Source organism: Belnapia sp., from assembly GCF_059504005.1.
Map to the genome: position 1 here is coordinate 125805 of NZ_JCACHU010000166.1, position 22819 is coordinate 148623.

Annotated in this window: 20 protein-coding genes; 5 read left to right on the forward strand and 15 right to left on the reverse strand. The window is 70.7% G+C overall.

Annotated elements, in window-relative coordinates:
• From metG to mazG, 4 genes are all read left to right on the forward strand, one after another.
• On the forward strand, positions 1–1521 hold the full coding sequence (metG, locus tag AC5JJ1_RS26155) for a methionine--tRNA ligase (protein WP_495788056.1): 1521 nt from the start codon (positions 1–3) through the stop codon (positions 1519–1521).
• A 3-nt stretch (positions 1522–1524) separates the two neighbouring features.
• Positions 1525–2301, forward strand: coding sequence for a TatD family hydrolase (locus AC5JJ1_RS26160; protein ID WP_495788057.1), 777 nt, complete (start codon positions 1525–1527; stop codon positions 2299–2301).
• A 6-nt stretch (positions 2302–2307) separates the two neighbouring features.
• Positions 2308–3102 (forward strand): MBL fold metallo-hydrolase, encoded by a 795-nt coding sequence (locus AC5JJ1_RS26165; protein ID WP_495788148.1) that lies wholly within the window; start codon positions 2308–2310, stop codon positions 3100–3102.
• A gap of 208 nt (positions 3103–3310) precedes the next feature.
• The gene (gene mazG / locus AC5JJ1_RS26170) at positions 3311–4120 is read left to right on the forward strand and encodes a nucleoside triphosphate pyrophosphohydrolase (protein ID WP_495788058.1); all 810 of its coding nucleotides are present in this window, start codon (positions 3311–3313) and stop codon (positions 4118–4120) included.
• Between the two features lie 138 nt (positions 4121–4258).
• Here mazG and AC5JJ1_RS26175 read toward each other — a convergent pair whose 3' ends face one another.
• The 12 genes from AC5JJ1_RS26175 to dusB all read right to left on the reverse strand — a co-directional run bounded on the left by AC5JJ1_RS26175 (position 4259) and on the right by dusB (position 19201).
• Positions 4259–6559, reverse strand: coding sequence for an ABC transporter substrate-binding protein (locus tag AC5JJ1_RS26175; protein WP_495788059.1), 2301 nt, complete (start codon positions 6557–6559; stop codon positions 4259–4261).
• A gap of 95 nt (positions 6560–6654) precedes the next feature.
• On the reverse strand, positions 6655–7551 hold the full coding sequence (locus AC5JJ1_RS26180) for a pirin family protein (protein ID WP_495788060.1): 897 nt from the start codon (positions 7549–7551) through the stop codon (positions 6655–6657).
• A 45-nt stretch (positions 7552–7596) separates the two neighbouring features.
• Complete coding sequence (locus AC5JJ1_RS26185) at positions 7597–8424, reverse strand: inositol monophosphatase family protein (protein ID WP_495788149.1); 828 nt, start codon at positions 8422–8424, stop codon at positions 7597–7599.
• Between the two features lie 2 nt (positions 8425–8426).
• A complete protein-coding gene (gene hflX, locus AC5JJ1_RS26190; RefSeq protein WP_495788150.1) occupies positions 8427–9776 on the reverse strand; it encodes a GTPase HflX in 1350 nt (449 codons plus the stop codon).
• Positions 9772–10089, reverse strand: coding sequence for an RNA chaperone Hfq (gene hfq, locus AC5JJ1_RS26195; RefSeq protein ID WP_495788061.1), 318 nt, complete (start codon positions 10087–10089; stop codon positions 9772–9774). The genes hflX and hfq overlap by 5 nt, the downstream gene beginning before the upstream one ends.
• A 162-nt stretch (positions 10090–10251) precedes the next feature.
• Complete coding sequence (locus AC5JJ1_RS26200; RefSeq protein WP_495788062.1) at positions 10252–10902, reverse strand: HAD family hydrolase; 651 nt, start codon at positions 10900–10902, stop codon at positions 10252–10254.
• The gene (locus AC5JJ1_RS26205) at positions 10899–11771 is read right to left on the reverse strand and encodes a D-amino-acid transaminase (RefSeq protein WP_495788063.1); all 873 of its coding nucleotides are present in this window, start codon (positions 11769–11771) and stop codon (positions 10899–10901) included. Before AC5JJ1_RS26205 ends, AC5JJ1_RS26200 begins: the two co-directional genes overlap by 4 nt.
• 31 nt (positions 11772–11802) lie before the next feature.
• The gene (gene ntrX, locus AC5JJ1_RS26210; protein WP_495788064.1) at positions 11803–13212 is read right to left on the reverse strand and encodes a nitrogen assimilation response regulator NtrX; all 1410 of its coding nucleotides are present in this window, start codon (positions 13210–13212) and stop codon (positions 11803–11805) included.
• Positions 13202–15523 (reverse strand): sensor histidine kinase NtrY-like, encoded by a 2322-nt coding sequence (locus tag AC5JJ1_RS26215; protein WP_495788065.1) that lies wholly within the window; start codon positions 15521–15523, stop codon positions 13202–13204. Before AC5JJ1_RS26215 ends, ntrX begins: the two co-directional genes overlap by 11 nt.
• Positions 15523–16962 (reverse strand): nitrogen regulation protein NR(I), encoded by a 1440-nt coding sequence (gene ntrC / locus AC5JJ1_RS26220; protein ID WP_495788066.1) that lies wholly within the window; start codon positions 16960–16962, stop codon positions 15523–15525. The genes AC5JJ1_RS26215 and ntrC overlap by 1 nt, the downstream gene beginning before the upstream one ends.
• Positions 16959–18113 (reverse strand): two-component system sensor histidine kinase NtrB, encoded by a 1155-nt coding sequence (locus tag AC5JJ1_RS26225; protein WP_495788067.1) that lies wholly within the window; start codon positions 18111–18113, stop codon positions 16959–16961. Before AC5JJ1_RS26225 ends, ntrC begins: the two co-directional genes overlap by 4 nt.
• Complete coding sequence (gene dusB, locus AC5JJ1_RS26230) at positions 18110–19201, reverse strand: tRNA dihydrouridine synthase DusB (RefSeq protein ID WP_495788068.1); 1092 nt, start codon at positions 19199–19201, stop codon at positions 18110–18112. Before dusB ends, AC5JJ1_RS26225 begins: the two co-directional genes overlap by 4 nt.
• A 133-nt stretch (positions 19202–19334) precedes the next feature.
• Between dusB and AC5JJ1_RS26235 the strand changes: the two genes are divergently transcribed.
• Entirely contained in the window at positions 19335–20480 is a 1146-nt protein-coding gene (locus AC5JJ1_RS26235; RefSeq protein ID WP_495788069.1) for a bifunctional 2-C-methyl-D-erythritol 4-phosphate cytidylyltransferase/2-C-methyl-D-erythritol 2,4-cyclodiphosphate synthase, read from the forward strand.
• Between the two features lie 207 nt (positions 20481–20687).
• Here AC5JJ1_RS26235 and AC5JJ1_RS26240 read toward each other — a convergent pair whose 3' ends face one another.
• From AC5JJ1_RS26240 to AC5JJ1_RS26250, 3 genes are read right to left on the reverse strand one after another with little or no spacing between them, the layout of a single operon-like run.
• Positions 20688–21092 carry a hypothetical protein gene (locus tag AC5JJ1_RS26240; RefSeq protein ID WP_495788070.1) on the reverse strand — a complete coding sequence of 135 codons (405 nt, stop codon included), beginning with the start codon at positions 21090–21092 and terminating at the stop codon, positions 20688–20690.
• A gap of 54 nt (positions 21093–21146) precedes the next feature.
• The gene (cutA, locus tag AC5JJ1_RS26245; RefSeq protein ID WP_495788071.1) at positions 21147–21476 is read right to left on the reverse strand and encodes a divalent-cation tolerance protein CutA; all 330 of its coding nucleotides are present in this window, start codon (positions 21474–21476) and stop codon (positions 21147–21149) included.
• Positions 21477–21478: 2 nt separating this feature from the next.
• Positions 21479–22657, reverse strand: a complete 1179-nt coding sequence (locus AC5JJ1_RS26250; RefSeq protein WP_495788072.1) for an acetyl-CoA acetyltransferase — start codon at positions 22655–22657, stop codon at positions 21479–21481.
• Between the last annotated feature and the right edge of the window lie 162 nt (positions 22658–22819).

Sequence of the window (22819 nt, forward strand, 5' to 3'; positions counted from 1 at the left end):
ATGGCCACGAAATACGTCACCACCCCGATCTATTACGTGAACGACCGGCCCCATATCGGCCATGCCTATACCTCGCTCGCCACCGACGTGACCGCGCGCTGGGACCGGCTCTCGGGCCATGACGTCTTCTTCCTCACCGGCACGGACGAGCATGGGCAGAAGGTGGAGAAGGCGGCGCAGGATGCGGGGATGGACCCGCAGGCCTTCACGGACCAGGTAAGCCAGCACTTCCGCGACCTGGCCGCGACCATGGGCTTCTCCAACGACGACTTCATCCGCACCACCGAGCCCCGCCACAAGGCCGCCTGCCAGGCGCTGTGGGAGGAGCTGGCCCGGCGCGACGAGATCTATCTCGGCCATTACGAGGGCTGGTACGCGGTTCGCGACGAGGCCTTCTACGGCCCGGACGAGATCGAGGAGCGGGACGGGAAACGTTTCGCCCCGACCGGCGCCCCCGTCGAGTGGGTGCGGGAGCCGAGCTACTTCTTCCGCCTGTCGAAATGGGGTCCTTGGCTGCTCGACTTCTACCGGGAGAACCCGGACTTCATCGCCCCCGCCTCGCGGCGGAACGAGGTGATGCGCTTCGTCGAGGGCGGGTTGCAGGACCTCTCGATCAGCAGGACCAGCTTCACCTGGGGCATCCCGGTGCCGGGCGACCCGGCGCATGTGATGTATGTCTGGCTCGATGCGCTGGCGAATTACATCACCGCCGCCGGCTACCCCGACACCTCAGCCGAACGGTGGAAGTTCTGGCCCGCCGATGTGCATTTCGTCGGCAAGGACATCGTCCGCTTCCATGCCATCTACTGGCCGGCCTTCCTGGTGGCGGCGGGGCTCGCGCCGCCGCGGCGGGTCTTCGCCCATGGCTGGTGGACCAATGAGGGACAGAAGATCTCGAAGAGCCTCGGCAACGTCATTGACCCGGTGAAGCTGGTCGAGGAATACGGGCTCGACCCGGTGCGCTACTTCCTGCTGCGCGAGGTGCCCTTCGGCAATGACGGCGACTTCTCCCGCGCCGCGCTGATCAGGCGGCTCAACGGGGAGCTGGCGGATACGCTCGGCAACCTGTCGAACCGGACGCTCTCGCTGATCCAGCGGAATTGCGGCGGCGCGCTGCCGGCCTCGGCCGGAGCGGCGGAGGGCGATGCCGAGTTGCTCGCCGGACTCGGGAGCCTCCCGGCGCGCGTCGGCGCCCATCTCGAGCGGCAGGAGTTCCACCTGGCGCTGGAGGCGATCCTCGCCGAGGCACGCGCGGCCAATGGCTACATCACCCTCCAGGCGCCCTGGGCGCTAAAGACGACCGACCCGGCGCGCATGGCCATGGTGCTGCGGCATCTGCACACCGCGCTCCGGGTCTTCGCCACCCTCCTGCAGCCCTTTATGCCGGCGACCATGGCGGCGATGCTCGACCAGCTCGGCGTGCCGCCGGAGGGCAGGGGACTCGCCGGCCTCGCCGAGCCGCTGCCCGAGGGCGCGGCCCTGCCGCCGCCCGCGCCGCTCTTCCGCAAGGTCGAAGCCTGACCCATGCTCGTCGACAGCCATTGCCATCTCGACTACTTCACTGAAGCCGAGATCGAGGGGATCGTCGGCCGGGCCCGCGAGGCGGGCGTCGGCATGCTGGTGACCATTGGCGTGCGGACCGGCCAGGCGGCGGCGGTGAAGGCGCTCACCGAGCGCTTCCCGGATGTCTGGGGCACGGTCGGCGTGCATCCGCACAATGCCGGCGAGCCCGAGGGGCTGCCGACGGCCGAGGAGATCGTGGCGCTCGCCGACCATCCGCGCATCATCGGCATTGGCGAGAGCGGGCTCGACTATTTCTATGACAAATCGCCGCGCGACCTCCAGCGGGAGGGGTTCCGCCGGCATATCCGCGCGGCGCGCCTGGCCGGCCTGCCGCTCGCCATCCATGCCAGGCAGGCGGATGAGGACATCATCCGCATCCTGCGCGAGGAGCGCGAGGCGGGCGGAGGCTTCGACTTCCTGCTCCATTGCTTCTCCTCCGGCGCTGAGCTGGCGCGGGAGGCCGTGGCGATGGGGGGCTACGTCTCCTTTTCCGGCATCCTGACCTTCCCGAAATCGCCGGAGATCCGGGCGATCGCCGCGGAGCTGCCAGCCGACCGGCTGCTGGTCGAGACAGACAGTCCCTATCTCGCCCCGGTGCCGCTGCGCGGGAAGCGCTGCGAGCCCGCCTATGTGGCGCATACCGCCCGCGTCCTGGCCGAGGCCCGCGGCCTCAGCGGGGCGGAGGTGGAGGCACTGACGACGGCGAATTTCCGCCGCCTCTTCCCGCGGGTCGCCTAGGGCGTGCTGCGCGTCACCATCCTCGGCTGCGGCGGCTCCGGCGGGGTGCCGCTGATCGGCGGGGCGGGCGAGGGGGGCGAATGGGGCGAATGCGACCCCGCCGAGCCGCGCAACCGGCGCACCCGCACCTCGGCGCTGATCGAGGGACCGTCGGGCGGACGGCTGCTGATCGATGCGGGGCCGGATCTTCGCCAGCAGCTCCTCGCGGTCGGCGCCGGGCGGCTGGATGCCATCCTCTTCACCCATGCCCATGCCGACCATTGCCTCGGCATCGACGACCTTCGCCAGGTGAACCGCATCACCGGCCGGGCGCTGGAGGCGTACGGAACGAGAACCACGCTGCAAAAGCTCGATGACCGCTTCGACTACGCCTTCATCGGACCGACGCCGCCATTCTTCTACCGGCCGGCGCTCGAGGGTCGGCGAGTGGAGTATGGCGACCGCTTCGAGGTTGCCGGGCTGACGGTGGAGGTCTTCCGCCAGGACCATGGGGTGATGGACACGCTCGGCCTCCGGATCGGCCGCTTCGCCTATTCGACGGATGTGGTGATGCTGCCGGAGGAGAGCATGCCGCATCTCGAGGGGCTGGACACCTGGGTGGTCGGCTGCTTCCAGCGCGCGCCGCACAAGGTGCACGCCAATCTCGGCCAGGTGCTGGACTGGGTCGCCCGCCTGAAGCCGCGGCGGACGGTGCTGACGCATATGGGCACCGGGCTGGACTATGCGCGGCTGAGGCGGGAGCTGCCGCCCGGCATCGAGCCTGCGCATGACGGAATGGTGCTGGACATCCCGCTGGACTGAGGCATCCTCACCACAGCGTGCTGCGCGAAAACCACGGTCAATCGGCCGAACGCGCTGCCCACAGGCTTAGCCACAGCTTTATCCCCAGCTCTTTTTTTTCCATAATATATCTTATCCAACAATCATACTTGGGGATAAACCGGCGCGGATTGCTGCCCGGGCCGGTATCTGCGACGGGAGCCTTCGACCCGATCGCGGAGCCCTTGCCATGCCCAACCCCCCTGTTCCCGAGGCTGCCATCGCCCGGCTGCTTGCCATCATGACCCGCCTTCGTGCTCCGGATGGCTGCGCCTGGGACCGGGTGCAGGACTTCGCCAGTATCGCGCCCTACACGATCGAGGAGGCCTATGAGGTCGCGGACGCCATCCGGCGCGGCCCTGATTTCGCCGCCTTGCAGGACGAGTTGGGCGATCTGCTCTTTCAGGTCGTCTACCACGCCCAGATGGCGTCGGAGCTCGGCCATTTCGGCTTCGCCGAGGTTGCCGAGGCGATCAGCGAGAAGATGATCCGCCGCCACCCGCATGTCTTCGGTGAGGCCGCGGCGCGCGACGCTGCCGGCCAGACCGCGGCCTGGGAGGTGCAGAAGGCCGCCGAGCGCGCCGCCCGGGCCGAAACCGGGACGCTGGCCGGCGTCCCGGTCGGGCTCCCTGCCCTCATCCGCGCCGCCAAGCTGACGCGTCGCGCTGCCCGGGTCGGCTTCGACTGGCCGGATGCCGCCGCGGTCCTCGACAAGCTGGAGGAGGAAGCCGCCGAGCTCCGGGCCGAGCTGCCGGGCGCCGACCCGGCGCGGCTGGCCGATGAGGTGGGCGACCTGCTCTTCGTTCTCGCCAATCTGGCACGGAAGCTGGAGCTGGATCCGGAGGAGTGCCTCCGTTCCGCCAATGCCAAGTTCGAGCGGCGCTTCCAGGGCGTCGAGACGCGCCTTGCGCAGCGTGGCCTAGCGCCGGCCGATGCTTCGCTTGAGGCCATGGAGGCCGAGTGGCAAGCGGTGAAAACCGAGGAAAAACAACACCTGTAAACGGCTTCACAGTCGTCGTCCGGAGGTCGCCGGCACGGAGTGAAAGCTTTTCACTTGGTTTGTTAAGTTTTGACTAAAACCTGTCAAAGCTTTGCTAAGGCGATGTTGTAATCCGCCTAGCGCAGAATCATTCGTGAACTAACCGGAAACGCCGGCGCCCTGCCTGGCCTCGCCGCGCAGCAGCGCATCGAGTTCCTCGATGCGGAAGGGCTTGCGCAGGACCGGCAGGCCGACCGCCTGCACCTCCTCCAGCCGTTCCCCGTAGCCGGTCACCAGGATCACCGGCAGCCCCGGCCGCCGGGCCCGGATCGCCTGGGCGAGGTCCACCCCGCCCATGCCGCCGGGCATCATCACATCCGTCACCACCGCGTCGATGCGCTGGCCGCTCTCCAGCACCGCCAGCGCCGCCTCGGCCCCGGCGGCATAGGTAACCCGATGGCCGATCGCCTCGACCGACTCCGTCAGCAACAGCGCGACGTTGGCATCGTCGTCGACCAGCAGGACGGACAGTCCCTCGCCCGTCAGTGCCTCCGCGGGCGCCGGCTCGGCCCGGGTCTCCACCGCCGCCTCGCTGCGGGGCAGCAATAGGGTCACCGCCGTTCCCCCGCCCGGGCGGCTGGCAATCCGCACCGTCCCGCCGGACTGACGGGCGAAGCCATAGACCTGGGCCAGGCCGAGCCCGGTGCCATGGCCGAGCGGCTTGGTCGTGAAGAAGGGCTCGAAGACCCTTGCCATGACATCCGGGGTCATGCCCTGGCCCGTATCGGCCACCTCCACCGCGACGAAGTCGCCCCGCAGCCCGTCCGCCAGCCCTGCCGCTTCCGCCAGCCGCCGTGCCTCGGCCCGTACGACCAGCCGCCCGCCCCGCGGCATGGCATCCCGCGCATTCACCGCGAGGTTCAGCAGCGCCACCTCGAACTGCACGGTATCGAGCTCCACCGCCAGCGGCTCCGCCGGAAGCTCGAGCCGCAGCTCGATATCCGGCCGCAGGGCGCCGGCGATCAGCGACCGCATGCCGCGCAGCTGCTCCACCGCATCCACCCGCTCCGACAGCAGCGCCTGCCGCCGGGCGAAGACCAGCAGCTGGCGGGAGATGCGTGCCCCGCGGTCGAGCGCCTGCCGCATCGTCCGGCGAATCTCCTGCCGCCGCGCCGCGGGCGTCGTCTCCCGCTCCAGCAGGGAGAGGCCGGAGGAGACGACCTGCAGCAGGTTGTTGAAGTCATGGGCGATGCCGCCGGTCATCTGCCCGACCGCCTCGAGCTTCTGCGCCCTCAGCAGGGCCGCCTGGCTGCGCTCCAGCTCGGCCCGGGCCAGGGCGACGGCGCGCCGGAGGAAGAGGCTGAGCCCGCCCGCCGCCAAAACCACCAGCCCCGCCGCGGCCAGCGCCCAGAGCAGGACCGCTTGCTGCCGCTCCCGGCGCTCCGCTTCCGTCCGCTGCGGGTCGTAGAGGAACTCGCCGAGATCGAGCGCCCCCTCCACCACCCCGGCGCGGCGGAGCTGGCTGAACATCCGCTCCCAGCGGTCGGGGTTGGTATTGCCGAGCTCGACGATCGGATGGAGCGTCAGCTGCCGCACCCCTTCGGCCTGGAACAGGTCGAAGCCCAGCCGGTCGTTCAGCGGCAGGGTGCGCGGCAGCTCGGCCGAGATGCGCCGGGCGACCTCCTCGGGATGATCCAGCGCGTAGCGCCAGCCGCGCAGGCTGGCCTCCCGGAAGCGGCGGACCATGGCCGGGTCGCGCCGGACAAGCTCGGCATGGGTGAAGAGGCTGTCCCCGTAGAAGGCGATGCCGTAATCGACCGGGCGCAGCTCGCCCAGCTCCATGCCGATCTCCCGGGCTTCCCAAGGCGCCGAGAGGCTGTAGCCGAAGACCATGTCGAAGGTGCCGGCGGCGAGCTCGGCGAGGATGCGGTTGGGCGGGAAGCGCACCACGGCGATCCGCCGCTGGTCGATGCCCTCGGCCGCGAGCATCGCCCGCAGCTCCACGTCCAGCAGCTCGTTACCCTCGTTGCGGCCGAGCCGCAGCCGCACGAGGTCGGCCGGGCTCGAGATAGGAGTGCTACGGCGGAAGAAGAGCCGCGTGCCGCTCTGCTGGAAGACCGAGGCGACCACCGTGACCGGCCGGCCGGCAGCACGGGCCAGCAGGATGCCGGCGTTGCTGGTGCCGAATTGCGCCCGCCCCTCCGCGACCTCGGCGACCGGGTTCCGCAGCGGGCCCCCGCCGGGCGGGAAGGCGCTGCGGATATCGACCTGCTCGAACCCCGCCTCGCGGTAATAGCCCTGCCAGAAGGCGGCATAGTAGCCGGCGAATTGGAACTGGTGGTCCCACTGCAACTGAAGCACTACCGGCTCGGCGGCTGCCTGGGCCGGGAGGCCAAGGCCAAGGAGCAGCACGGACAGCCGCGCCCAGGCGGTCCTGCGCCGGCCAGATCCGTGTCGCATGCCTCCCGATCTGCCTCCGACCCCGGCTGGCTCAGCCCGGCACCAATCTGGCGCAGATCGATGCGTAAACGTGATCACTTGACGGTGAGTCGTCCTTAACCCCGCGCCCGCACCGTCTCCGGCAGGGGAATGAACTCGACCGAGTCGGACGGCACCTTGGGGAAGCGGCCGGCCTGCCAGTCCTCCTTCGCCTGCTGGATCCGCTCATGCGAGGAGGAGACGAAATTCCAGAAGATGTAGCGCGGCCCGTCCATCGCCGCCCCGCCGAGCAGCAGCAGGCGCGCGCCCTCCGGCCCGGCCCGCAGCGCCAGGCCGGAGCGCGGGTGGAAGATCAGCATCCGCCCCGCCTCATGCCTGTCCTCGCCGACCGTGACCGCACCCTCCACGACATAGGCCGCGCGCTCCTCATGCTGGTCGGGCATCGGCACCACGGCGCCCGGCGCCAGCACGGCATCGGCATAGAAGAGCGGCGAGGAGACCGCGACCGGCGCCCTGAGCCCCCAGCCTTCACCGGCGACCAGGCGCAGGCGGAGCCCCCCCTCCTCCGCCACCGGCAGCGTCGCGGCCGGGTGATGGGCGAAATCGGGCGCCGTCTCCTCGGCCGACTTCGGCAGCGCGACCCAGGACTGAATGCCGGCCATCCGCTGCCGCTGCCCGCGGCTCTCGTCGCTGCTGCGCTCGGAATGGGTGATCCCGCGCCCGGCCGTCATCCAGTTCACGTCGCCGGGCACGATCGGCAGGTCGGAGCCGAGGCTGTCCCGGTGCTGGATCGAGCCCTCGAAGAGATAGGTCACGGTGGAGAGGCCGATATGCGGATGCGGCCGTACATCGAGCCCCTTGCCCTCGAGGAATTCCCCCGGGCCCATCTCGTCGAAGAAGATGAACGGCCCGACCATCTGCCGTTCCTTGGCGGGCAGGGCACGGCGGACCTCGAAGCCGCCCACGTCATGGGCGCGCGGCAGGATGACCAGGGCAGGCGCAGCATCGGACATGGCAGGTTCTCCTCGGTTTGGCCGGGAGACTAGGCTGCCGCGCCGCTACTCCGCCAGCAGGGCCTCGCGCAGCGCCTCCCACCCGTCCCGGTCGGGGGCGAGGATGAGCCCGCCTGCCGTGGTCTGAGGCCCGTAGGGCGAGCCGTCGAAGCGGGCGGCATAGCCGCCTGCCTCGCAGTACAGCAGCCAGCCGGGCGCGTGGTCCCAGGGCATCAGCTTGTTGTAGACGAGGGCGTGGGCATGGCCCCCGGCCGCCAGCCGGTACTCATGCGCGGCGCAGCGGAAGTTGACCGTTGCCGCCAGCCGCGGCAGGCGCGAGGCGACACGGCTCTTCAGCGGCTCCGGCATGTAGCCCCAGGACACGCCGGCGACCATCTGCCCGACCGGCGCGGGCGCCGCCACCCGCAGCGTGGCCCGGTGCCCGTCCGGCGCCTCGATCCAGGCCCCCTCCCCGCGCAGCGCCATGGCGGTGTCGTCGCCGAGCGGGTCATGGATCCAGCTGGCGACAATCTCGCCGCGGATGATGGCAGCCGCCATGCAGCCGAAGACCGGCAGGCCGGCGGCGAAATTCGCCGTGCCGTCCACCGGGTCGACGACGAAGGCGAGATCGGCGCCGGCCAGCCGGCCGAGCAGCGAGGGGTCGGCCGAAGTCGCCTCCTCGCCCACCACGACGCAGCCGGGGAAGCGCGCCTGCAGCCCGGCGGTGATCACCCGTTCCGCTGCCTCGTCGGCATCGGTGACGAGGTCGAGCGGCCCGCTCTTCGCCCGCACCGCGCCGGCGGCGAGGCGGCGGAAGCGCGGCAGGATCTCCGCCCGGGTCGCCTGCCTGAGCAGCGCGGCGACCTCCTCCATCGCCCGGCTGTTGAACTGCATGCTCATTGCGACGGTTGCTCGAAGCGGGCGCGGTTGGTGGGCGAGAGCCGCACGGTCACCTGGACATCCTCTTCGGTATCGGCGCGCTCGATCACCTCGCCATGGCGGTACAGCCAGGCGAGCCGTGCCCCATCCGCCGAGGGGATGGCATAGCGCACGGTCTCCATATTGGCCGAGAGCCGGGCATCGAGCGCCTCCAGCAGCTGCGGCAGCCCCTCCCCGGTCAGGGCCGAGACGGCGACGGCGCCCTCGACCGAGCCGCCGGGCACGGCGCCGACTCCGCCGAGCAGATCGGCCTTGTTCAGCACCTCCAGCACCCGGCGCTGCCATCCCTCGTCGAGCGGGGCATGGGCGCCCTCGGCCATTTCCTCAAGTACGGAGAGCACGTCGGCCCGCTGCGCTGCCGTGTCCGGATGGGCGACGTCGCGGACATGGAGGATGACATCGGCCGCCGCGACCTCCTCGAGCGTCGCCCGGAAGGCTTCGACCAGCTGAGTCGGGAGCTCCGAGATGAAGCCGACGGTGTCCGAAAGGATGGCCCGCCGCCCCGAGGGCAGCCGGATGCCGCGCATAGTCGGGTCGAGCGTGGCGAAGAGCTGGTCCTGCGCATAGACGCCGGCACCGGTCAGCGCGTTGAACAGCGTCGACTTGCCGGCATTGGTGTAGCCGACGAGCGCGATGACCGGGTAGGGCACCTTCTCCCGCTGGCGGCGGTGCAGGCCGCGGGTGCGGCGCACCTGCTCCAGCTCCTTCTTCAGCTTGACCATGCGGTCGGTGATCAGCCGCCGGTCGATCTCGATCTGCGACTCGCCGGGGCCGCCGAGGAAGCCGAAGCCGCCCCGCTGGCGCTCGAGATGGGTCCAGGACCGGACGAGGCGGGTGCGCTGGTAGTCGAGATGGGCGAGCTCGACCTGCAGCGAGCCCTCCTTGGTGCGGGCCCGCTCGCCGAAGATCTCGAGGATCAGCCCGGTCCGGTCGATGACCTTGCAGCGCCATTCGCGCTCGAGGTTGCGCTGCTGCACCGGCGAGAGCGCGGCATCGACCACGACCACCGCCACGCGCTGGTCGTCGATCGCCTGCCGCGCGGCCGCGACCTGGCCCTCGCCGAGATAGGTGCTGGGGCGGCGCTCGCGCAGCGGGTAGACCGCCTGATGGACGATGGTCACGCCGATGCTGGCGGCGAGTCCGACGGCCTCCGCCAGCCTGGCCTCGGCTGCCCGGGGCGCCGTGTCCTGCTGCGGGCCGAGGCCCCGGGGCTGGCGCTCGTAAGGCAGGATGACGGCGGCCCTGGTGGGGCCGGATTCGGTGCCGTCGCCCCGGTCATTCGCTGGGGCCGGAAGCCCCGGTTCAATCTCCGCCGACAGGATTGGCCTCACGGTTCATCGTCAAGGTGGTGCCTTCGCGGCCGACGGTCGCCCCTTCGCGGGCGGCCGCCGTGGCATCGAAGAGCTGGATCGGCGCGCCCGGCATCACGGTGCTGATCGCATGCTTGTAGACCAATTGGGTATGCCCATCCCTGCGGAGAAGGACGGAGAAGTTGTCGAACCAGGTAATAATTCCCTGAAGCTTGACGCCGTTCACGAGAAAGATCGTCACGGGAGTCTTGCTCTTGCGAACGTGGTTCAGGAAGACATCCTGCACGTTCTGGGACTTCTCGGCTGCCACGGCTCGGTCCTTCTTGTTCTTGACGGCCACTCTGAGTCGGCGGCGCGCCCGAGACGGGTTACCCCGCCGGAGGCCGCACCATCCATCCTCGTGCCGCCCTTTGCAAGGCGAGGCTGACCCCCCATCCGCGCATGGCGGCGGGGCCTGCCGCCGCTCCGGGCATCAGCCCTGGCGGGCGCCTCGAAGATAGGCAGCGAGCGCCGTCGCGTCGGCGAAGGTAAGGTCCGGCGCGGCAGCCTCCGGCCCGCCGTCATGCGCCGCATCGCCGAGCAGCACCGCGGTGCAGCCTGCCCGCCGCGCCGCCTCCATGTCGAGTGCGGTGTCGCCGACATACCAGACCGCGCCCGCCGGCAGGCCGAGCGCCGGCAGCGCCATGCGGAAAGGCGCCGGATCGGGCTTGTCGACCGCCGCATCCCCGGCCCCGACCAGGATGCGGAAGTGCCCTGCCCAGCCGAGATGTGCCGCCTCCGCCCGCAGGAGCGGCCCCTGCTTGTTGCTGATGACGCCCTGCGGCAGGCCGAGCGCGGCGACGGCGGCAACTGCCTCCCCCGCCCCCGGCATCGGCGTCAGCACCTCGAGGTGCCGCGCGCGCACCGCCGCATAGAAGACATCCCTCGCCTCCTCCCAGCGCGGGCCGAACATCTCGGGGAAGGTCTCGCGCAGCGATCGGCGCACGCGGCCCCGTACCTCCTCCAATGTCCAGCGCGGCAGGCCGCAACGGTCGAAGGCGGCGTTCAGCCCGGCAGCGATGGCAAGCCAGCCATCGACCAGGGTGTTGTCCCAGTCCCAGAGAATGCCCCGCGGTTCGGTCACGCCGCGTTCCTCAGATCGCCCTTCACATGCCGGGCGAAAAGGTCGAAGAGCCGCCGCACCACCGGCCCGACCTGGCCGTCGCCGACCGGCTGGCCGTCGAGCGCCAGGATCGGCTTCACGAAGGAGGTCGCCGAGGTGAGAAAGGCCTCGCGGGCACCCCTCGCCTCCTCCAGGCTGAATTCCCGCTCCTCGACGCGAAGCCCGGCCGCCCCTATCTCCGCCAGCAGCGCCGCCCGGGTGCAGCCGGGCAGGATGACGTGGTCGAGCTGGCGGGTGCGGATGACGCCCGCCGCATCGACGATCCAGAAGGTCGTCGCGGCGCCCTCCGTCACCATCCCCGTCGCCGCGTCGTAGAGGATGGCCTCGATCGCCCCCTGCTCGCGCGCCGCCTGGCGGGCCAGGCAGTTCGGCAGGAGGTTGATCGACTTGATGTCCCGCCGCGCCCAGCGCAGGTCGGGCAGGGTGATGGCCTTGGCGCCCCAGCCCTCGACGCTCGCCGGATAGGGGGCGATGCGCTTCACCGTCACAACCAGTGCCGGCGGCACCGGCTGCTTCGGGAAGGCATGGTCGCGCCGCGCCACGCCGCGCGTCACCTGCATGTAGAGCAGCCCCTCCGCCACGCGGTTGCGACGGGCGACCTCGGCCAGGACATGGCGCAGCGCCGTGCGGGTCATCGGCATCGGCAGGCGGATCTCCGCGAGCGAGCGCTCCAGCCGGGCCAGGTGGCGCTCCTCGTCGATGAAGCGGCCGGCATGGAGATGGACGACCTCATAGATGCCGTCGCCGAACTGGTAGCCGCGATCCTCGACATTCACCTCGGCGCGCCGCTGGTCGACATAGCGGCCGTTGACGTAAGCGATGCGCGACATGGGGACCCCGGCTAGCCGTTCCGGCAGGATGTCACAGCGCCGGCCCGGCCGGCACCCGGTCCTCGGCATGGACGCCGAGGAATTTCAGCTTCCGGTGCAGCGCGCTCCGCTCCATGCCGACGAAATTGGCAGTACGGCTGATATTGCCGCCGAAGCGGAGCAGCTGGGCCTCGAGATACTGCTTCTCGAACAGCTCGCGGGCCTCGCGTAGCGGCAGCGTCATGATCTCCGAGCTGCGGTCGAGCTTCAGCATCGCGGGCGCCGCGGAGCCGACCTCGGGCGGCAGCATCTCGGCGCGGATCGGCTCGCGCGCCTCGCCCGGCGCCATGATCAGCAGCCAGTCGATGAGGTTGCGCAGCTGCCGGACGTTGCCCGGCCAGTCATAGGCCTGGAGCGCCGCCATGGCGTCCTCGGCCAGCTCCCGCGGCGGCATGCCGGAGGTCTCGCCGGAGCGGGCCATGAAGTGCCGGGCGAGCGCCGGCACATCCTCCCGCCGCTCCCGCAGCGCCGGGATGCGGAGCGGCACCACGGCGAGGCGGTAATAGAGGTCCTCACGGAAGCGCCCGGCCGCGATCTCGCCCTGGAGGTCGCGGTTGGTGGTGGCGATGACGCGGACATCGACCTTCACCCGCGTCGCCCCGCCGATGCGCTCGAAGCCCTGCTCCTGCAGCGCGCGGACGATCTTGCCCTGGGTCTCGAGCGGCATGTCCGCCACCTCGTCCAGCAGCAGCGTGCCGCCATGGGCGCGCTCCAGCACGCCGGCGCGGCGCGGCGCGGCCTGGGCATCCACCCCGGCCTCGGTGCCGAAAAGCTCCTCCTCGAAGCGGGCCGGGTTCAGCGTCGCGCAGTTGAGCGCAACGAATGGCCCGTCGGCGCGGCGGGACCGGGCATGGATCATCCGCGCCGCCACCTCCTTCCCCGCACCGGCCGGGCCGGCGATGAGCACGCGGCTGCCGGTCGGCGCCACCCGCTCGATCGAGGCGCGGAGCTGGGCGAGGCTCCCCGAGGTGCCGACCAGCTCGGTCTCCGGCCCGGCCCGGAGCCGCAGCTCGGAATTCTCCCGCCGCAGCCGCGCCGCCTCAAGCGCGCGCGCGACCACCAGCAGCAGCCGGTCGGAATTGAAGGGCTTCTCGATGAAGTCGTAGGCGCCCTGCTGGATCGCCCGCACCGCCGTCTCGATCGTCCCGTGGCCGGAGATCATGACGACCGGGATCTGCGGCTCCTCCTTGTGGAGCTCCGCTAGGATCCCGAGCCCGTCCAGCTTCGAGTTCTGCAGCCAGATGTCGAGGACCACCATGGACGGCCGGCGCTGCTTGAAGGCCGCCAGCGCCTGGTCGGAATTCGCCGCCTGCCGCGTCTCGTAGCCTTCGTCCGAGAGGATGCCCTCGATCAGCGCCCGGATGTCCGGCTCGTCGTCCACGATCAGGATTTCATGCGCCATGCGCGCGCCTCATGCTGCCATCCGGCCAGGGGTCCATCGTCTCGGTCTCCGTGCCGGCCGGGCGCTCCGCCATGCGGTCGGAGCCCGGTCGCCACGGCAGGGTGAGAACGGCCCGGGCCCCACCGCGCCCCGAGCCGGCCTCGCGGGGACGGTCCTCCAACCCCAGCCTGCCCCCATGGTCCTCCATGATCTTCTTCACGATGGCAAGGCCGAGCCCGGTTCCTTTCGGTTTATGCGTCACATAAGGCTCGGTCAGCCGGTCCCGCTCATCCCCCTGGGGCAGGCCGATTCCGTCATCCTCGATGGCGATGGCGACGCTGTCCTCGCCCTGCTCGATGCGCACGGTGATGTGTCCGAAGGCTGGGGCAGGATCCTCGCCGGCCTCCCGCTCGGCCTGGGCCCGCATGGTGACGGCGTCGGCAGCATTCATCAGCAGGTTGGTCAGCGCCTGGCCGAGCAACCGGCGGTCGCAGGCGACGAGCGGGCCGCGCACCCCCTCGGGCAGGTCCACCTGGTAGCGGATGCCGGGATGGGCGTCCCGCTGCAGCACCAGCGCCTCGCGCAGAACCTGCGAGAGGTCCTCCGGGCGGATCACCGGCTGGGGCATGCGGGCAAAGGCGGAGAACTCGTCCACCATCCGGCCGATATCGCCGACCTGGCGGACGATCGTGTCGGTGCAGGCGACGAAGGTCTCCGGATCGTTGCTGATCTGCTTCAGGTAGCGCCGCTTCAAGCGCTCGGCCGAGAGTTGGATCGGGGTCAGCGGGTTCTTGATCTCATGGGCGATGCGCCGCGCCACATCGGCCCAGGCCGCCTTGCGCTGGGCCGAGAGCAGCTCGGTGATGTCGTCGAAGGTAAGGACGAAGCCGGCCAGCTCCCCCTGCCCGCCCGCCTGCCGCTCCTCGCCGATCTGGGCGAGGAGCGTCCGGCGGTTGCTCGGCGGGCCGATGCGGATCTCGGCCGTGCGCTCGGCGCCGCCCGCCAGCAGCGGCGCGAATTCCGGCACCACCTCCGCCATCGGCCGGCCGATGGCGGAGTCGAGGTCGATGCCGAGCAGCTCGCTCGCACGGCGGTTCGGCAGGTTGATCCGCCCATCCGTCTCTAGGCCGATGACGCCGGCGGAGACGCCGGCCAGCACCGTCTCGGTGAAGCGCCGCCGCTCGTCGATCTGGCGATAGGCCTGCAGCAGTTCCGAGCGCTGTGCCGCCAACTGGTTGGTCATCCGGTTGAAGGCGCGGGCGAGGCTGGCGATCTCCTCGTCGGCCGCCCCTTCCTCAACGCGAGTGGCGAGGTCGCCCCCCCTCACCCGCTCGGCCGCGACGATCAGCCGCCCGATCGGCCGCGCCAGCTGGTTGGCCAGCACCAGGCCGATCAGCACCGCCGCCAGCAGCACTAGGAGCGCCGCGATGGCAAAGATCATGACGAATGTGATCTGGAGCCCGGAGCGGTTGTTGTCGAGCTCGACATACTCGGCGACCGCCTTCTCGACCGACCGCTGATGCGCCAGCACGGTCGCGTCGAGCGGCCGTCCGATCAGCAGCATCCAGCCCTGGCCGAAATCAAGCGCGACCACGGCCCGCACCCGGTCCTCCGCCGGAAGCACGGCAACCTCGCCGAGCCGGGCCTGGGCGATCGCGTCCTCCGGCGGCGGGTCGAGGACGAAGCTCGTCGTGTAGCCGGCATGGGCGATCACCTGCTGCGTCGCTGGGTCGAAGACGACGGCCTCCGTCAGGTTGCGCAGGGCCGTATGCGTCGCCAGGACGCGGGCGAAGGCGAGGCCGTTGTCGGGCAGCAGGACGCGCGCGCGGGAAAGGTCCGCCGCCATGGCCAGCGCATCGCCGCGGATGGTGTTGCGATGCTCCTCGAGATAGCCGCGGCTGGCCTGGAGGCTGGCCTCCAGTGCCGTCCGCACCCTGTCGCTGAACCAGGTCTCGATGCCGAGGTTGAAAAACAGCGCGGCGAAGGCGGCGACCAGCATCGCCGGCACCACCGCGACCACGCCGAAGAGCAGGACAAGTCGCACATGCAGCCGGGACCCCGCCGAGCCGCGCCGCCGCTCCGCCCAGACCCGCACCAATCTGCCCGCGAGCGAGGCCATCAGCAGCAGCAGCACCGCCGCATTGACGAGGACGAGGCCGACCACGGCGCCCGGCTTGGTCGGCCCGAGCGGGCTGCCATCCGACAGGACGGAGAAGGTGACGACGCCGAGCAGCAGCGCGCCGACCGCGAGGCCGAGGGTCATCCCCCGGCCCAGCAGCACATCGGCGATCCGCCGGGGCAGGCCGCGCTGGCGCGGCTCGCCGGTCGCCATCAGCCGAGCCCGCGCACCACGGGCAGCTCGAGCTCGCGGATCTTTTTCCGGAGCGTGTTCCGGTTGAGGCCGAGCATCGCCGCCGCCTTAATCTGGTTGCCGCGGGTGGCGCCGAGGACGAGGCGCAGCAAGGGCCGCTCCACCTCGGCCAGCACCCGGTCATAGAGGTCGCGCACCGGCAGCCCGTCCTTGTGGGCGGCGACGAAGGCCTTCAGGTGCCGCTCCACCGCCTGCTCCAGCGTTTCGGGACGGCGCTGGCCGGTCTCGGCCGGTGGCTCCGCCTCGGACAGCTCGGAGGCGACGGCCTCGGCGTCGATCGTCTCCTGCGGGTAGAGGGCGGCGAGGCGGCGCATGAGGTTCTCGAGCTCGCGGGCGTTGCCGGGCCAGGCATGACCCTTCAGCCGCTCCAACGCCTCGGTGCTGAGCTGCTTCAGCGGCAGGCCGGAGGCGCGGGCGCGCTCGAGGAAGTGGCGCGCGAGCAGCGGGATGTCCTCCATCCGCTCGCGCAAGGGCGGCAGGCGGATGGGGACAACGTTGAGACGGTAGAAGAGATCTTCGCGGAAGAGCCCCTGCCGGATCGACTGGCGGAGGTCGCGATGGGTGGCCGCGACGATGCGGACATTCGCCTTGATCGGGTTGCGGCCGCCGACGGTGGTGAACTCGCCCTCCTGCAGCACGCGCAGCAGGCGGGTCTGCGCCTCGGGCGGCATGTCGCCGATCTCGTCGAGGAAGAGCGTGCCGCCGGCCGCCTGCTCGAACCGGCCGATGCCGCGGTTCAGCGCGCCGGTGAAGGCGCCGCGCTCATGGCCGAAGAGCTCACTCTCGATCAGCTCGCGCGGGATGGCCGCCATGTTGATGGCGACGAAGGGCCCGCCGCGGCGCCGCCCGTAGTCGTGCAGGGCACGGGCCACCAGCTCCTTGCCGGTGCCCGACTCGCCGGTGATCATCACGGTGAGGTCGGTCGTCGTGAGGCGGGCGACGGTGCGGTAGATCTCCTGCATCGCAGGGCTCCGGCCGACCAGCGGCAGGCGCTCCTCCGGCTCTGCCTCGTCGGCGGGCGCCGGGGCCTGGGGGGCGGCGAGGGCGCGCTCGACGACGGCCAACAGCTCCTTCAGGTCGAAGGGCTTGGGGAGGTACTCGAAGGCGCCGCGCTGTGCCGCCTTCAGCGCCGTCATGAAGGTCGACTGGGCCGACATCACCACGACGCGCATGTCGGGACGGATGCGCTTGATGCGGGGGACGAGGTCGAGGCCGTTCTCGTCCGGCATCACCACGTCGGTGATGACGAGGTCGCCCTCGCCATCCTCCACCCAGCGCCAGAGCGTGGAGGCGGAGGAGGTGGCGCGCACCTGGTAGCCGGAGCGCCCGAGCGCCTGGCTGAGCACGGTGCGGATCGCCCGGTCGTCATCGGCGACGAGGATGGTGCGGCTATCGCTCATGGACGGTCCATCCGATTGGCATCGAGACGCAGCCCCGCCGGCGGCATGGCGAGCGAGAGGCGAAAGAGGGTGCGGCCCGGGCGGCTGTCGCATTCGATCAGCCCGCCCTGGTCGGCGACCAGCTTGGCCACTAGCGCGAGGCCGAGCCCCTGCCCGCCCCGCTTGGTGGTGACGAAAGGCTCGAAGAGGGTGGCGCGCACCGCCTCCGGGATGCCGGAGCCGTTGTCGCGCACGATCACCTGCAAAGGCACGTGCACCCGCTCCCGGCTGCCGGGGACGGCGATGCGGACGCCATGGTGGTAGGCGGTGGCGAGGACGATCTCGCCGGAGAGCGGATCCACCGCCTCGGCGGCGTTTTTCACGAGGTTCAGCAGGATCTGCACGAGCTGGTCGCGGTTGCCCCAGACCGGCGGCAGCGACGGGTCGTATTCCTCATGGATGCGGAGATGCGCGGCGAAGCCGGTCTGGGCCACGCGCCGCACATGGTCGAGCACCTGGTGAACGTTGACCGGGGCGAGCTCCACCGGGCGGTCGGAGAACATGTCCATCCGGTCGACCAGGTTGCGGATGCGGTCGGCCTCATCCTGGATGAGCTGGCAGAGTTCGCGGTCGGCCTCCGCGGCGCCCTGCTCCAGCAGCTGGGCGGCGCCGCGGATGCCCGACAGCGGGTTCTTGACCTCATGGGCCAGCATCTCAGCCATGGCCGAAGCGCCACGCGCCGCACCGAGGAAGTTGAGCTGGCGGTTCATCATCTGCGCCGTCGAGCCGTCCTGCAGGGTCAGTATGACGGCGCCCGGCATCTCCGGCAGCGGCGCGCCATGGGCGGCGACGCCGCGGCGGTTGAGGCGGGGGCTCTCCAGCGTCAGGTCATGGTCGGAGACCGGCGCCTCATGTTGGCGGACCTGGGCGAGCAGGGCGAAGAGCCGGCTGTCCGGCGGCAGCAGGTCGCCGAGGCGGAGGATGGCGAGCGAGCCGAAGGAGAGCTGGAAGAAGAGCTCCGCCGCCGGGTTGGCGTAGCGGAAGCGGTCCTCTGCATCGAGCACCACCGCCGGCATGGGAAGCGCGGCGAGGATCGCGCCGTACTCCGGCAGCGGCGCGCTGCGCGTCGGCAGCGGCGTCACCCGCGTGCGGGTGGCGAAGGCGCCGCTCATGCCGCGATCCGCTCCAACCCTTGCGCATGGAAGCGGGCGCGGGCGGCTTCCAGGCCGAGATCGAGCAGCGGCCGGTAGAAGCCCTCGATCAGCCGCACCACCTCCTCGGCCGTCTCCACCTGGTTAACCTGGGACCTGAACTCGGCCGAGCCTGGCAGGCCCTTGGAATACCAGGCGATATGCTTGCGGGCGAGGCGGAGGCCGGTCTGCGTCCCGTGATGCGAGAGCATCTCGGCATAATGCTCGAGCAGGATGGCGAGCTGCTCGGCAAGGCTGGGCTCGGCCGGCGTCTTGCCGGTCCGGAGGTAGTGCGCGACCTGACGCGGCAGCCAGGGGCGGCCGTAGCAGCCGCGGCCGATCATCACCCCGTCGGCGCTGGAGAGGCGGAGCGCCTCGGCGGCGTGCTCGGGCGTCAGGATGTCGCCATTGGCGAGGATGGGGATGGAGACAGCCTCCCTCACCCCGCGGATGAAGGCCCAGTCCGCCTTGCCCGTGTAGAGCATCTGCCGGGTGCGGCCATGAATCGTGACGAGCCGGATGCCGCAAGCCTCGGCGATGCGGGCGAGGTTCGGGGCGTTGAGCGAGGAATGGTCCCAGCCCATCCGCATCTTGAGGGTGACGGGGACGGTCACCGCCTTCACCACCGCTTCGAGGATGGCGGCGGCGCGGACCTCGTCGCGCATCAGGGCGCTGCCGGCCTGCTGGCCGAGCGCGACCTTCTTCACCGGGCAGCCGAAATTGATGTCGATGATGGCGGCGCCGCGGTCTGCGGCAAGCTTCGCGGCCTCGGCCATCACCGCGGGCTCGCAGCCGGCGAGCTGGACGGCGGAAGGGGCGCCGAAGCCGTCGACCTCGGCCATCTTCAGCGTCTGGCGGTTCTCCCGGACCATGGCCTGGGAGGCGATCATCTCGCTCACCACCATGCCCGTGCCGAGCCGGCGGGCGAGGCGGCGGAAGGGCAGGTCCGTCACGCCGGACATGGGGGCAAGGTAGACGGGCGTGTCGATGCGCACGTCGCCGACCAGTATCGGCGGCAGACCGCCTGCTTCGGGGGCATTCGGCTCCGGGCGGGCCTGGGAGTCGGGCATGCTCATGCTCATGATTTGGGCAAACTAGGCGAAGTGCTGCGTTTCGGCAACGCCTGCCTGGGCGGAACGCCGAGAAACGTACCAATTTTTCGGCGCGATTTCGCCCCTGGCGGTTCTGCGATAGGGTCCGGCGATGAGCATCGCCGCCCTCCTGATGGCCGCCGGCAGCGGCACGCGCTTCGGCGCCACAGAGCCCAAGCAGTACCTGCCCCTGCTGGGGCGCCCCGTCATCCGCCATGCCGCCGAGGCGCTGCTGGCGGAGGGGCTGGTCGACATCCTGCTGCCCGTCTGTGCCGAGGGCGAGGAGGGGCGGATCGCCTCGCTGCTCGACGGGCTGCCGGTGCTGCCGGCGGTGACCGGCGGGACGACGCGGCAGGCCAGCGTCCGCGCCGGGCTGGAGGCGCTGGCCCCACAGGCGCCGGAGGTGGTGCTGGTGCATGACGCGGCGCGGCCGGTCGTGCCGCGAGGTACCATCCCGTCCATCCTCGAGGCCTTGCGGGGCGCGCCGGGGGCAATCCCGGCGCAGCCGGTGGCGGATACGCTGAAGCGGGGCAAAGGCTCGACGATCGTCGAGACAGTGCCGCGGGCCGGCCTCTACCGGGCGCAGACGCCGCAAGGCTTCCGCTTCGGGGCCTTGCTGAAGGCACACCGGGCGGCGGCGGGCGAGGCGACGGATGATGCGCAGCTCCTGGAGCTCGCGGGCGAGAGGGTGGTGCTGGTGGCGGGATCGGAGACCAATGTGAAGATCACCTTCCCCGAGGATCTGGAGCGGGTGGCAGGGCAGGTGCAGGGGCGGCTCGTGCCGCGCATCGGCACCGGCTTCGATGTGCACCGGACCGAGGTCGGGCGGCGGATGGTGCTCTGTGGCGTCGTCGTGCCCTGCGAGTTCGGGCTGGAGGGGCATTCCGATGCGGATGTCGGCATCCATGCGCTGTGCGACGCGATCTACGGGGCGCTGGCCGAGGGCGATATCGGGCGTTGGTTCCCGCCCTCGGAGATGCGCTGGAAGGATGCGGACAGCGCGCAGTTCCTTCGCCATGCAGCGGGGCGGGTGGCGGCGCGGGGCGGCGTCATCGCCAATGTGGATGTGACGATCCTTTGCGAGCGGCCGAAGATCGGGCCGCACCGCGAGGCGATGCAGGCCAGGGTGGCGGAGCTGCTGGGCGTCGACCCGGGCATCGTCGGGGTGAAGGCGACCACCACGGAGCGGCTGGGCTTCACCGGCCGGGGCGAAGGGATCGCGGCACAGGCGGCGGCGATGGTGCTGGTGCCGGGTTGAAGGTCCTCAAATCGCCTCAAACAGAGCCGTCATGGCGCTTGAGGTTCCTAGCAGAAACCATTGTTTTTATAGCTTTTCTCACGGCTCCGCTTTAATATTTGAGTGCTTGAGGCGCAGCACCGTCCCGGGCGCGCGGCTCGGGCGGCGGCGGCCGGAACGTAGCAGGAACATTCGGCCGGACGCAAGGATCGCGGTACGGCCGGCCGGTCAGGCCACCTCCTGACGCTCGACCGCCGCCTCGGCCGCCGCGCGGAGCTCGACCACCTTGTCCGAAAGGGTGGATTCAGCCGTGAATTCGACGGCGCAGACCACTTGGGCGAGATTGACCGTCGCCTCCACCGCGCCGGGGACCGGGGCGCCGAGGAAGTGCTTCGATTGCCAGGCGAGGTCGGCCAGCATGGGCACCCCAGCGTGGTCGAGCAGCAGGTCCAGCAGGATGGTCCCGTCCTCGGCGATATGGGCGGCGCGGAGGCCGGCGACCCGCAGCACGTCGCCCGTCGTCAGCAGCAGGCCGAAATGGCCCGTCTCCGCGCCCAGCATGCGCCGGACGAACCAGGCAGGCAGCAGGTCGGCATCGGTTGCGGGGTCGGCGAGGCGGGTCCAGCGCGGCATCGGCTTGTGTCCTGACCTGAGGGTCAGGGCCTAACGCCTTCGGGACGCGGATGTTCAGCCGCTGGCCTGGTCCCGCACCCAGGCGAGGAAATCGGCATCGGCCGCGGCGGCCGGCAGGGCGAGGATCGCCGGGAGGTCGTAGCTGTGGAGCGCGCGGATGCGGGCGCGGAGCGCCTCGAAGCGGCCGGCGGTGGTCTTCAGGACGAGGGCGGACTCGGGGTCCTCCCTCACCTCGTCCTTCCAGCGATAAATGGCGGTGTGGCCGGGGAGGAGGTTGGCGCAGGCGGCCAGGCGCTCCTCCACCACCGCTCGGCCGATGCGGCGGGCTTCCTCCGCATCGGCCGTGGTGACCCAGACCCAGAGGACGGGGTCGGCCGGCTCCATCCTCAGGCGCGTTCGAGGATGGTGACGTAATTGGCGACCGCCGCGCCGCCCATGTTGAAGACGCCGCCGAGATCGGCCTTCGGCAGCTGCAGGTCGCCGGCGGTGCCGGTGAGCTGCATGGCGGTCAGGACGTGCATGGAGATGCCCGTCGCGCCGATTGGATGGCCCTTGGACTTCAGCCCGCCGGAGCGGTTGACGGGGAGCTTGCCGTCGGCCGCCGTCCAGCCCTCGAGGATGGCGCGGGACCCCTGCCCTTCCGGCGTCAGGCCCATTGCTTCGTATTCGAGGAGCTCGGCGATGGTGAAGCAGTCATGCGTCTCGACGAAGGACAGGTCCGTCGCGGCGCCGAGCCCGGCCTGGTCGAGGGCGCGGGACCAGGCCTCGCGCGGTCCCTCGAAGCGGATGATGTCGCGGGCGGCGATGGGCAGGTAGTCGTTCACCTGCACGGCGGCGCGGAAGCGGACGGATTTCTGCATCGCCTTCGCCGACTCGGCATCGGTGATGATCATCGCCGCGGCACCGTCGGAGACCAGGCTGCAATCGGTGCGCTTCAGCGGCGGGGCGACGAAGGGATTCTTGTCGCTCTCGGCGCGGCAGAAGGCGTAGCCGAGGTCCTTGCGCATCTGCGCCCAGGGGTTGTCGACGCCGTTCTTGTGATTCTTGGCGGCGATGGCGGCAAGCGCGTCGGACTGGTCGCCATGGCGCTGGAAATAGGCCTCGGCGATGCGGCCGAAGACGCCGGCGAAGCCGCCGCGGATGTCCTGCTCGGTCTTCCGGTAGCTTGCGTTCAGCAGGATTTCGCCGACCTGGGGGCCCGGCGTCGCGGTCATCTTCTCCGCCCCGAGCACGAGGGCGAAGCGGCCGCGCTTGGCCGCCAGGAAATCGAGGGCGCCGTGAATGGCGGCGGTGCCGGTGGCGCAGGCATTCTCGTAGCGGGTGATCGGCTTGAAGCGCAGCTGGGGGATCGACTGGAGGACCAGCGAGCTCGGGAAGCCCTGGTTGGTGAAGCCCTCGCCGAAGACGCCGAGGAAGCCGGCATCGATCTCGGCCGGGGAGATGCCGGCATCCTCGATGGCGGCGCGGCCGACGCGGGCGAGCAGGCTCTCGATATCCGGCTCCTCCAGCTTACCGAAGGGGGTATGGGCCCAGCCCACGATGCAGGCGTCGAGCGTCTCGGCCATGGATGTGCTCCGTTCCTCGTTCCGCGGAAGATAGGCGCGGCCAGAGCAAACTCCAACGAGCGTCGACGCCCGCTGGAGTAATTGCCTCGCCAAAACAATGGCTAGGGCGGTTTCGTCCGTGTACCGCGTGGGCGAAACCGCCATAGCATCCTGGGAAAGACA

Coding starts and splice junctions, on each gene's coding strand:
- metG (WP_495788056.1), top strand. CDS start 1: ATGGCCACGAAATACGTCACCACCCCGATCTATTACGTGAACGACCGG.
- AC5JJ1_RS26160 (WP_495788057.1), top strand. CDS start 1,525: ATGCTCGTCGACAGCCATTGCCATCTCGACTACTTCACTGAAGCCGAG.
- mazG (WP_495788058.1), top strand. CDS start 3,311: ATGCCCAACCCCCCTGTTCCCGAGGCTGCCATCGCCCGGCTGCTTGCC.
- AC5JJ1_RS26175 (WP_495788059.1), bottom strand. CDS start 6,559: ATGCGACACGGATCTGGCCGGCGCAGGACCGCCTGGGCGCGGCTGTCC.
- AC5JJ1_RS26180 (WP_495788060.1), bottom strand. CDS start 7,551: ATGTCCGATGCTGCGCCTGCCCTGGTCATCCTGCCGCGCGCCCATGAC.
- AC5JJ1_RS26185 (WP_495788149.1), bottom strand. CDS start 8,424: ATGCAGTTCAACAGCCGGGCGATGGAGGAGGTCGCCGCGCTGCTCAGG.
- AC5JJ1_RS26205 (WP_495788063.1), bottom strand. CDS start 11,771: ATGTCGCGCATCGCTTACGTCAACGGCCGCTATGTCGACCAGCGGCGC.
- ntrX (WP_495788064.1), bottom strand. CDS start 13,212: ATGGCGCATGAAATCCTGATCGTGGACGACGAGCCGGACATCCGGGCG.
- AC5JJ1_RS26215 (WP_495788065.1), bottom strand. CDS start 15,523: ATGGCGACCGGCGAGCCGCGCCAGCGCGGCCTGCCCCGGCGGATCGCC.
- ntrC (WP_495788066.1), bottom strand. CDS start 16,962: ATGAGCGATAGCCGCACCATCCTCGTCGCCGATGACGACCGGGCGATC.
- AC5JJ1_RS26225 (WP_495788067.1), bottom strand. CDS start 18,113: ATGAGCGGCGCCTTCGCCACCCGCACGCGGGTGACGCCGCTGCCGACG.
- dusB (WP_495788068.1), bottom strand. CDS start 19,201: ATGCCCGACTCCCAGGCCCGCCCGGAGCCGAATGCCCCCGAAGCAGGC.
- AC5JJ1_RS26235 (WP_495788069.1), top strand. CDS start 19,335: ATGAGCATCGCCGCCCTCCTGATGGCCGCCGGCAGCGGCACGCGCTTC.
- AC5JJ1_RS26240 (WP_495788070.1), bottom strand. CDS start 21,092: ATGCCGCGCTGGACCCGCCTCGCCGACCCCGCAACCGATGCCGACCTG.
- cutA (WP_495788071.1), bottom strand. CDS start 21,476: ATGGAGCCGGCCGACCCCGTCCTCTGGGTCTGGGTCACCACGGCCGAT.
- AC5JJ1_RS26250 (WP_495788072.1), bottom strand. CDS start 22,657: ATGGCCGAGACGCTCGACGCCTGCATCGTGGGCTGGGCCCATACCCCC.